The sequence below is a fragment of the Arthrobacter sp. H41 genome, assembly GCF_000520535.1.
Classification (GTDB): Bacteria; Actinomycetota; Actinomycetes; order Actinomycetales; family Micrococcaceae; genus Arthrobacter_D.
The window spans coordinates 24,853-32,662 of the sequence record NZ_KI914765.1 but is presented as its reverse complement, the minus strand read 5'-3'; the positions used below and the strand labels follow the sequence as shown (position 1 = coordinate 32,662).

The window sequence follows — 7,810 nt, the reverse complement described above, 5'->3', positions numbered from 1 at the left end:
CGGCGATGGCCGTGCCCGCAGCGAGCTCCTGCCGTATATGTACACGCCCGCGGCGATCTCACTCTTCGGCAAGGTCAAGGGCATCCTGGACCCGGACAACATCCTTAATCCCGGAGTGCTGGTGAATCCCGAGCCGCTGGACGCGAACGTCCGCGTCGCGGAGGCGGGTCCACTGCGCTCCGGGCTTGGGTTCGGCTACCTGCACGACGACGGCGACTTCAGCCAGGCGGTCCACCGCTGCACCGGGGTGGGTCAGTGCCGCGCCGCGCACAACGATAACTCGACGGTGATGTGCCCTTCCTATATTGCGACGCTGGAGGAGAAGGATTCCACCCGGGGCCGCGCCCGGGCACTGCAGGAAATGATCAACGGCAGCGTCACCGGGGGTGGAAAGGGCGGCAAGCCGAACTGGCGCGCGCCCGAGGTACACGATGCCCTGGACCTGTGCCTGTCCTGTAAGGGCTGCGCATCCGACTGCCCCACCGGGATCGACATGGCCGCCTATAAGGCCGAAGTGCTGCACCAGAGTTACAAGGGCCGGATCCGTCCTGCGTCCCACTACTCGCTGGGCTGGCTGCCGCGCTGGGCCGGGATCGCCGCGTTCGCACCGCGGCTGGTGAACGCCCTGGTGCGGCTTCCCGGCGCCCGGCAGCTGGGGCTCCGGGCAGCCGGCGTGGACCACCGCCGGAACATTCCCGCATTCGCGCCGCAGACCTTCCACGCCTGGTTCAGGGCGCGCAGTGCTTCCGCCGCTCCGTCCGAAGCCCGCCCACCGGTGCTTCTGTGGGCGGATTCCTTCACGAACAACTTCTCGCCGGAGGTGGGCCAGGCCGCGGTGCGCGTTCTGGAATCCGCCGGTTACGAAGTGCGGATCCCTAATGCGCCGGTGTGCTGCGGGCTGACCTGGATTTCCACCGGTCAGCTGGATTCGGCCCGGAGGATCCTGCGCTCCAGCATCGACGTGCTGGGAAAGTCCGTCGAGGAGGGGATTTCGATTGTGGGGCTTGAACCGTCCTGCACGGGCGTGCTGCGTTCGGACGCCGTCGAACTGCTCGGACGCGCCACGGCGGGACCCGTGGCAGCTGCCACCCATACGCTGGCGGAGTTCCTTGCGAAGGCGCCGGGCTACACGCCGCCGTCGCTGAAGGGGACGACCGTCGTCGCGCAGCCGCACTGCCACCACCACGCAGTGATGGGCTGGAGCCCTGACGCCGCACTGCTCGAAGGAGCCGGTGCGAGCCTGCAGAAGCTCGGCGGCTGCTGCGGTCTCGCCGGAAACTTCGGGGTGGAGCGCGGCCATTACGAGATCTCCGTGGCGGTGGCCGAGCAGCAGCTCCTGCCGGCGGTGCGCGCGGCGGAGGACGACGCCGTCGTGCTCGCCGACGGTTACTCGTGCCGCACGCAGCTGGAGGACCTCAGCGACCGCCGCGGTATCCATCTGGCCCAGCTGCTGGACCGGGCGAACCGGGACGGCTGACCGCGGCAGGGGTCCGCAAGAACCAACGAAAGAGGCCCACGGCATCGAGCATGCCGTGGGCCTCTTTCGTCGTCGGGCGACGAGGAGCTAGGCCGAAACACTCCTGGACGGGGACGCACTCGCCGCGAACGCTGAGTCAAAGAACTCCTGCAGGCGATCGCACAGCACCAGGAACTCCGGGTGATCACCGTACATGAAGTCGTTGTGCCGGCCGTCGATCGTGTACAGCGTCTTGGGAGAGGACGCCGCCTCGTACAATGACAGCGCCTCGTCATAGGGGTGCAGGGTGTTGCGTGAGCCGTGTCCGATGAACAGGGGTGCCGGCGCGAGGTCCCTGACCACCTTCTCCACCTTGACGTCGATGATGGACTCGGTGAACTGCAGCCGTGTGGGGTGCCCGAAACCATACACCTGGGAGAGTTCCTTCCCCACGTAGTCTTCCGTTGCGGGGTCCAACGGATAGTGGGCGAAGGTGTCGGCCAGCTGTGATTCCCCTTCGAGGACCCGCCGCGTACGGTCCAGCTGCACCTCGTCGAGGATCTTGGTGTACTCGTCGAAGGTGTGGATCGATTTGAGCCACCTCTCGCCGTCGTAGAAGCCGTTCAATGCTGCGACTCCGGCAACGTTCCGTGCCTTCCCACCGGCAAGGACCACATTCGCCGCTCCCATGCCCCAGCCGATGAGCCCGATCCGGTGATCGTCCACATCTTCCTGGGACTGCATGAACGTGATGGCATTGCGAATATCCTCGACCTGCTGCTCAATGAGGACGGTGCCCTTTTCGCCCTCGCTGTCCGCCATTCCTCGGTAGTCGAAGCCCAGGCAGATGTAGCCACGTTTGGTCATGTTCTTGGCGAACATCTTCGGGTAGAACTCGTTGAAGCCCTGGTAACCGGAGTTGACGATCAACGCCGGATGCGGGCCATTCGCCGGCAGATCATCCGGGTAGTACAGGGTGGCCTTCAGGCGGCTTCCCTCGCTGAAGAACGTGGTTTCCTTCTCAATCACTGTTTTTCCTTCTGTTCTCGTGTGCAGAGTCTGTGGAGCCGGGGTGGAACCTCATCAGCCAATCAAGCCCTCGCTCTCGAGCCACTCCTCGGCGACGTCGCGCGGCTCTTCGCCGTCGTTGTCGATCCTGCCGTTGAGTTCGGTGATGGTCTCGTTGGTAAGTGCTTCACTGATGGGCGCCATGATCTCGGCGATGGCCGGGTATTCGTCGAGTGTTTCCTGCCACAGGGTCATGGCGCCCTGGTACTCGACGAAGAATTCCTGGTCGTCCTCGAGGACGGTCAGGTCGTTGGAGACGACGCGGGCGTCGGTGGAGAACACCTCACCAAAACTGCATTCCTCGCCGATCTGGGTGTAGATCAGGTTCAGGTCGAGTTCGACGATGCTGCTGAATTCGAAGCCGTAGGCCGCTTCCAGTCCGGGCAGTCCGTCGTCGCGGTTGATGAACTCGCTGGCGGCGCAGACCACTCCGTCATCCGGGTTCTCCTGAATGTAGGCCGCGGCGTCGCTCATCGTTGTGAGGTTGTTTTCCTCAGCGAAGGCTGTGGGAACAGCGATGCGATAGGTGTTTTCGAAAGGTGCCGGCTCCAGCCACGCGATGTTATTCGCGGCATCGCCTTCGGCGACGGCTGCGTACAGGTCTTCGGGAACGTCCTCGGTCGTGTTGCCGAGAATGTTCACCCATCCGGTGCCGGTGTAGTCCCAGTACATATCGACTTCACCGGTTTCCAGCGCTTCACGGACTGTTGCGCTGCCGGAGATGCCCGTCTTGTCCTCGACCGTTGCGCCGGCGTTTTCGAGCGCGGCGGCCGTAATCTGTCCGAGCAGGATCGACTCGGTGAATTCCTTGGATCCGACGGCCAGTTCGGCACCGGCGAGCTCGCCGTCCGCGGCTGCATCGCCGCCGGTCTCTCCGCCTCCGCAGGCGGTCAGCATCAGGACAAGACCGGCGCCGAAGGCCGTGAGGGTTTTCGCCTTCGCGGATGTTGTTTTCATGGTTCCTCTTCTCATGGTTGGGATGGTTCTACAGCCCTTTGGGGCGAAGAAAGTCTTCGGCGATTCCCGCCAGGTAATCGATCAGCAGGGCGAGGACCGCGGTGAGGGCGGCGCCGACAACCTGGATCAGGACACGGTTGGTGGACAGCCCGGCAACGATGATGTCGCCGAGGCCTCCGGCGTTGATATAGGTGGTGAGCGTGGCGGTGCCCACGTTGATGACCAGCGCGGTGCGCACACCGGCCAGGATGATCGGCACGGAGAGCGGGAGTTCCAGCCGCCGCAGCACCCCGAACTTCGAGATGCCCATGCCCCGACCGGCTTCAAGGACCGATTCATCCACTTGCTCCAGACCGACCATGGTGTTCAGCAACACCGGGATGATGGCGTAGAGCACCAGGCCCACCACCGCTGCCTGGAAGCCGAGGAACAGAAACGCGACGGCGAGGAGGACAAGCACAGCGATGGTCGGGACGGCCTGCCCGAGCGTGAGCAGCGTCAGGAGATACGGCCGGACCCGCCGCGTGAAGGGACGGGTGAGCAGGATTCCCAACGGAACGGCAACGATGAGAGTCAGTAGAGTCGACACCGCGGTCAGTTGGATATGTTCCCAGGTCGCTTTGGCCAGCGAGGCGGCATTGAGGGAGCGTGCCTCGATGCTGTCCAGTTCCCGTGACCCCACATATAGGTACAGGCCGAGACACACCAGCGCCAGGATCACCGGCATGACAACGTAGCCGGCCAGCGACCGGCGGCGGACCCGCGGCGGGGTCTGGGCGACGACGTCCTGATCGCGTGCGAGGGTGGTCATGGCCGGTCACCGGCGGATCCCGCCGTCGAACTTTCGGCGAGATCGGCTGCATTCTGGGCGGCGGAGGTGCTCCGCATGGCGCGGATCGTCTCGTTGATCTGGTTGATGTCCACCACCCCCTGGTATACGCCGGCCGGACCAACCACGACGGTGACGCTGTTCTGGGCAGCGACCAGTTCGTTGAGCGCATCGCTGAGCGTGGCGGTGGGTTCGACCATGCCTTCGACCTGCATTCCGATCTCATCGAGTGCACCGCTCGGGGAGGACTCCAGGTCTCCGGCGCCGACCCAGCGACGCGGCCGTCCGGCGTCGTCAAGGACCAGCACTGAGTCCCGCCCGCTGGTCCTCAGCTGAGTAAGCACCTGCGCGGAGTTGGCGCCCACCCGGACGGTGGGCCAGGAGGACAGCTCGATATCCGAGACCCGGCTGAGGTTCAGCCGCTTCAGCGACGCTCCCTTGCCGATGAAGTCGGCGACGAACTGGTTGGCGGGGGCGGTGAGAATCCTCTCGGGCGTGTCGTACTGGGCAATGCGCGACGCTTCCTGAAGGATGACGATGCGGTCTCCCATCTTGATGGCTTCGTCGATGTCGTGGGTGACGAAGACGATGGTCTTGCGGACCTCCGACTGCAGACGCAGGAATTCGTTCTGCAGACGGTCGCGGGTGATGGGATCGATCGCACCGAAGGGCTCGTCCATCAGCATCACGTCGGGATCCGCGCCGAGCGCCCTGGCGACGCCGACCCGCTGGCGCTGTCCGCCCGAGAGTTGTTTGGGGTAGCGGTCGCGGTAGTCCGCCGGAGACATATTGACCATTTCCAGCAGCTCGTCGACCCGAGCAGCCACGCGCTTGCTGTCCCAGCCGAGCAGTTTCGGGACCGTCGCGATGTTCTCGCCGATGGTCAGATGGGGGAAGAGGCCCACCTGCTGGATGACGTAGCCGATCCGCCGCCGGAGCGTGTCCGGATTCGCGGTGGTGACATCTTCGCCGTCGAGGATGATCCGGCCGGACGTCGGTTCGATGATCCGGTTGATCGTTTTCATGGTGGTGGTCTTGCCGCAGCCGGACGGACCGACCAGCACCACGATCTCGCCTTCATGGATATCCAACGTCAGGTTGTCGACGGCGTTCTGCGTCTGGCCGGGGAACCGCTTGGTGAGGTTCTCCAGCCGGATCATGACCTTGCGGGATGGCTGGCTGGTGGGTGAACTGGTCATCGGATTCCTTGGGAGGTTGTGAGCCTGCGGATGACGTAGAACAGGACATCGGACAGGATGGCGAGAATGATGATGCCGAGGGTGCCGGCGAGGACGAGGTGGACTGCCACCGGCGTGCCCACCCGGGCAAGTCCGGTGAAGATCATTTCGCCGTAGCCGGGGCCGAGGACGATCGAGCCGATTGCCGCGATACCGAGCAGCACCAGCGAGGTCACGCGTACGCCGGTGATGATCACGGGCCAGGCCAGCGGCAGCTCGATGCGCAGCAACTGCTGCCCGCGGCTCATTCCCATGCCGCTGGCGGATTCGACAATGGCTGGATCCACCTCCCGCAGCCCGGTGATCGTGTTCCGGACGATCGGCAGGAGCCCGTACATGGTCAAGGCGACCACCACCGGCATGGCTCCCAAACCGAGCGGCCCGATGAGCAGGATGAAGAGCGCGAAGGACGGGATGGTCAGGAACGCGCCGGTGACGGCGAGGACGGCCTCGCGCGGCCGTGGCTTACGGTAGGTGGCAATGCCCAGGCCGACCCCGATCACGGTGGCCAGCAGAACGGAGACGCCCACGACGGCGGCGTGTCCCAGGCCGAGCTCGAGCATGTCGTCACTGCGGTTGACCAGGAATTCGAAGAAGTTCACGTCACTTCACCGCCCCCGATTGCCGCTCGGGATAGCCGTTGGGGAAAAGTCATGACAGCACGAGCTTCCTGGGGTTGTCGGAGGCACTGGCCTGCAGCCAGCTGGAGTCGAGGCCCTGCCGCGTGAGTCGGTCGATGAGTTCCCTCAGCGCCTGCGGAGGCTGCGGGCTGTTCGGCTGACCGGCGTCGGAAGCAAGGATCAGCCGGTTTCCGGCGGCCCTGGCCACCTCGGCCAGGAGCGCCTCGGTCATCTCCGGCTGGTGCCAGAGCTGGTAGGCGGTGATTTCGACGTAGGCCCCCCGTCCAGCCAGTTCCGCGATCTCCGCTACGCTCATCGCCGGAACGGTATACGAGGGGTGCGTGAGCAGGAACCGCGTGATCCCCCGGTCTCGGGCCTGGTCGAAGAGCCAACGGCATTCGTCGCCGCTGAGGTGGCCCGTACACAGGACGGCGTCGAAGTCCGCGATCAGGTCAAGGACCAGGGCGATATCGTTCAATTGCTGTTGGTCGGCTGCCAGCACCGGTGGGGTGCACAGTGTCGAGCGGTTCAGCCGGGGCTGAAGATCACTCAGCCTGGGCAACCCCGCACTCTCCTGGGTGTGGGCGTCGGTCGTGGGAAACCAGACGACGCGGCCTCCGCTGTGGAGCGTCGCCGCAACCGACGCAGGATTGATACCGCCGGCCGGCCGGTTGAGGGCTATGCCGCCGACGACGTCGAGTCCCGACGAGCGGGCCAGCGCCTTCGCCCGTCCAACGGTTGATTCCTGATGCCCTTTGAGCACGAAGCCGCTGAAGCCGGCGGCAACGTACTGCTCGCAGATCTGGTCGTCGTAGCCGATGCGCTCGAGCACGTCGGGTGCGGAGTGGACGTGGACATCAAACATCTGTCGGCGGCCGTCCGCACACCGGCACCGCTACGAGCGGGGTGAATCCACTTTGATTTTGTCCCGGGTTCATGGTCTCGACTCTAGGAGCGAAGTGTGAGCTACGCAACAGATCGTGCAAAAAATGCAACTTTTCCTTGCCCGGCCCGTCGCCTTGGTCCGGACCGTCGGCGCGGCTGGAGATCGGAGTTAGTTGTGATAAATGCATTGATGATTGCGGTTGTAGCATCAGGGATGAATAGTGGGGCACGTGATTTCCGGAGTGGCGTTCACTCCAAGGCTGCGGCGCACCTGCCGCTCAAGAAGGGATTGTCAGTGAGTGAAGCTTTGGAGAATTGGGCTGTTGAAGGCGACACGTTGAAAATCCGGCTGCTGCAAACCGATCCCACGCTGGGAGATGTCGACGGCAACCTGCGCGAGATGGATTCGCTCATTGCCTCTGCCTCGGACCGCGACCTGGTGGTGCTGCCCGAGCTGTCAACCCACGGATATCATCTGAGCGAGGTTCCCGACGCGTTGCCGCTGAAGCCCTCCGACGAGCGCCTGCTGGGTCTTGGAAGGCACGGCCCGGCGGCGGTAGTCGGCTTCGCAGAGGCCTTCCGCCACCACACGTTCAATAGTGCTGCCTTGCTGAGCAATGGCGATGCCCGTATTCAACGCAAGATGTTTCTGCCCACCTACCGCGGCTGGGAGGAGCGCAAGCACTTTCGTCCGGGTGGCAAGCTCCACTGTGAGGATCTCCTCAACACCCGCCTTTCCGTGCTGATCTGCAATGAC

8 protein-coding genes are annotated in these 7,810 nt (G+C 64.4%); 2 read left to right on the top strand and 6 right to left on the bottom strand.

Annotated features, from left to right (window positions below; genetic code table 11):
* The coding region (locus Y705_RS16935) for a (Fe-S)-binding protein (protein WP_173401043.1) at positions 1-1,477 on the top strand (1,477 nt) is incomplete at its 5' end.
* An 87-nt stretch (positions 1,478-1,564) separates the two neighbouring features.
* Here the strand turns inward: Y705_RS16935 and Y705_RS16930 are convergent.
* From Y705_RS16930 to Y705_RS0103035, 6 genes are read right to left on the bottom strand one after another with little or no spacing between them, the layout of a single operon-like run.
* Positions 1,565-2,485, bottom strand: coding sequence for an alpha/beta hydrolase (locus Y705_RS16930; RefSeq protein WP_049822189.1), 921 nt, complete (start codon positions 2,483-2,485; stop codon positions 1,565-1,567).
* A 54-nt stretch (positions 2,486-2,539) separates the two neighbouring features.
* Positions 2,540-3,481, bottom strand: a complete 942-nt coding sequence (locus Y705_RS0103055; protein ID WP_026531795.1) for an ABC transporter substrate-binding protein — start codon at positions 3,479-3,481, stop codon at positions 2,540-2,542.
* 28 nt (positions 3,482-3,509) lie between these two features.
* Complete coding sequence (locus Y705_RS0103050) at positions 3,510-4,292, bottom strand: ABC transporter permease (protein WP_026531794.1); 783 nt, start codon at positions 4,290-4,292, stop codon at positions 3,510-3,512.
* Positions 4,289-5,509, bottom strand: coding sequence for an ABC transporter ATP-binding protein (locus tag Y705_RS0103045; protein ID WP_026531793.1), 1,221 nt, complete (start codon positions 5,507-5,509; stop codon positions 4,289-4,291). The genes Y705_RS0103050 and Y705_RS0103045 overlap by 4 nt, the downstream gene beginning before the upstream one ends.
* A complete protein-coding gene (locus tag Y705_RS0103040; protein ID WP_026531792.1) occupies positions 5,506-6,150 on the bottom strand; it encodes an ABC transporter permease in 645 nt (214 codons plus the stop codon). The genes Y705_RS0103045 and Y705_RS0103040 overlap by 4 nt, the downstream gene beginning before the upstream one ends.
* Positions 6,151-6,199: 49 nt before the next feature.
* Positions 6,200-7,033, bottom strand: a complete 834-nt coding sequence (locus tag Y705_RS0103035; RefSeq protein WP_026531791.1) for a DUF6282 family protein — start codon at positions 7,031-7,033, stop codon at positions 6,200-6,202.
* Positions 7,034-7,348: 315 nt separating this feature from the next.
* On the opposite strand from Y705_RS0103035, the gene Y705_RS0103030 reads away from it, so the two are divergent.
* Positions 7,349-7,810 (top strand): nitrilase-related carbon-nitrogen hydrolase (locus Y705_RS0103030; RefSeq protein WP_026531790.1); only part of this gene is annotated, 462 nt, incomplete at its 3' end.

Bases quoted from the DNA above. Each gene is read 5' to 3' on its own strand.
- Y705_RS0103055 (WP_026531795.1), bottom strand. From the start codon at position 3,481: ATGAAAACAACATCCGCGAAGGCGAAAACCCTCACGGCCTTCGGCGCC.
- Y705_RS0103050 (WP_026531794.1), bottom strand. From the start codon at position 4,292: ATGACCACCCTCGCACGCGATCAGGACGTCGTCGCCCAGACCCCGCCG.
- Y705_RS0103045 (WP_026531793.1), bottom strand. From the start codon at position 5,509: ATGACCAGTTCACCCACCAGCCAGCCATCCCGCAAGGTCATGATCCGG.
- Y705_RS0103035 (WP_026531791.1), bottom strand. From the start codon at position 7,033: ATGTTTGATGTCCACGTCCACTCCGCACCCGACGTGCTCGAGCGCATC.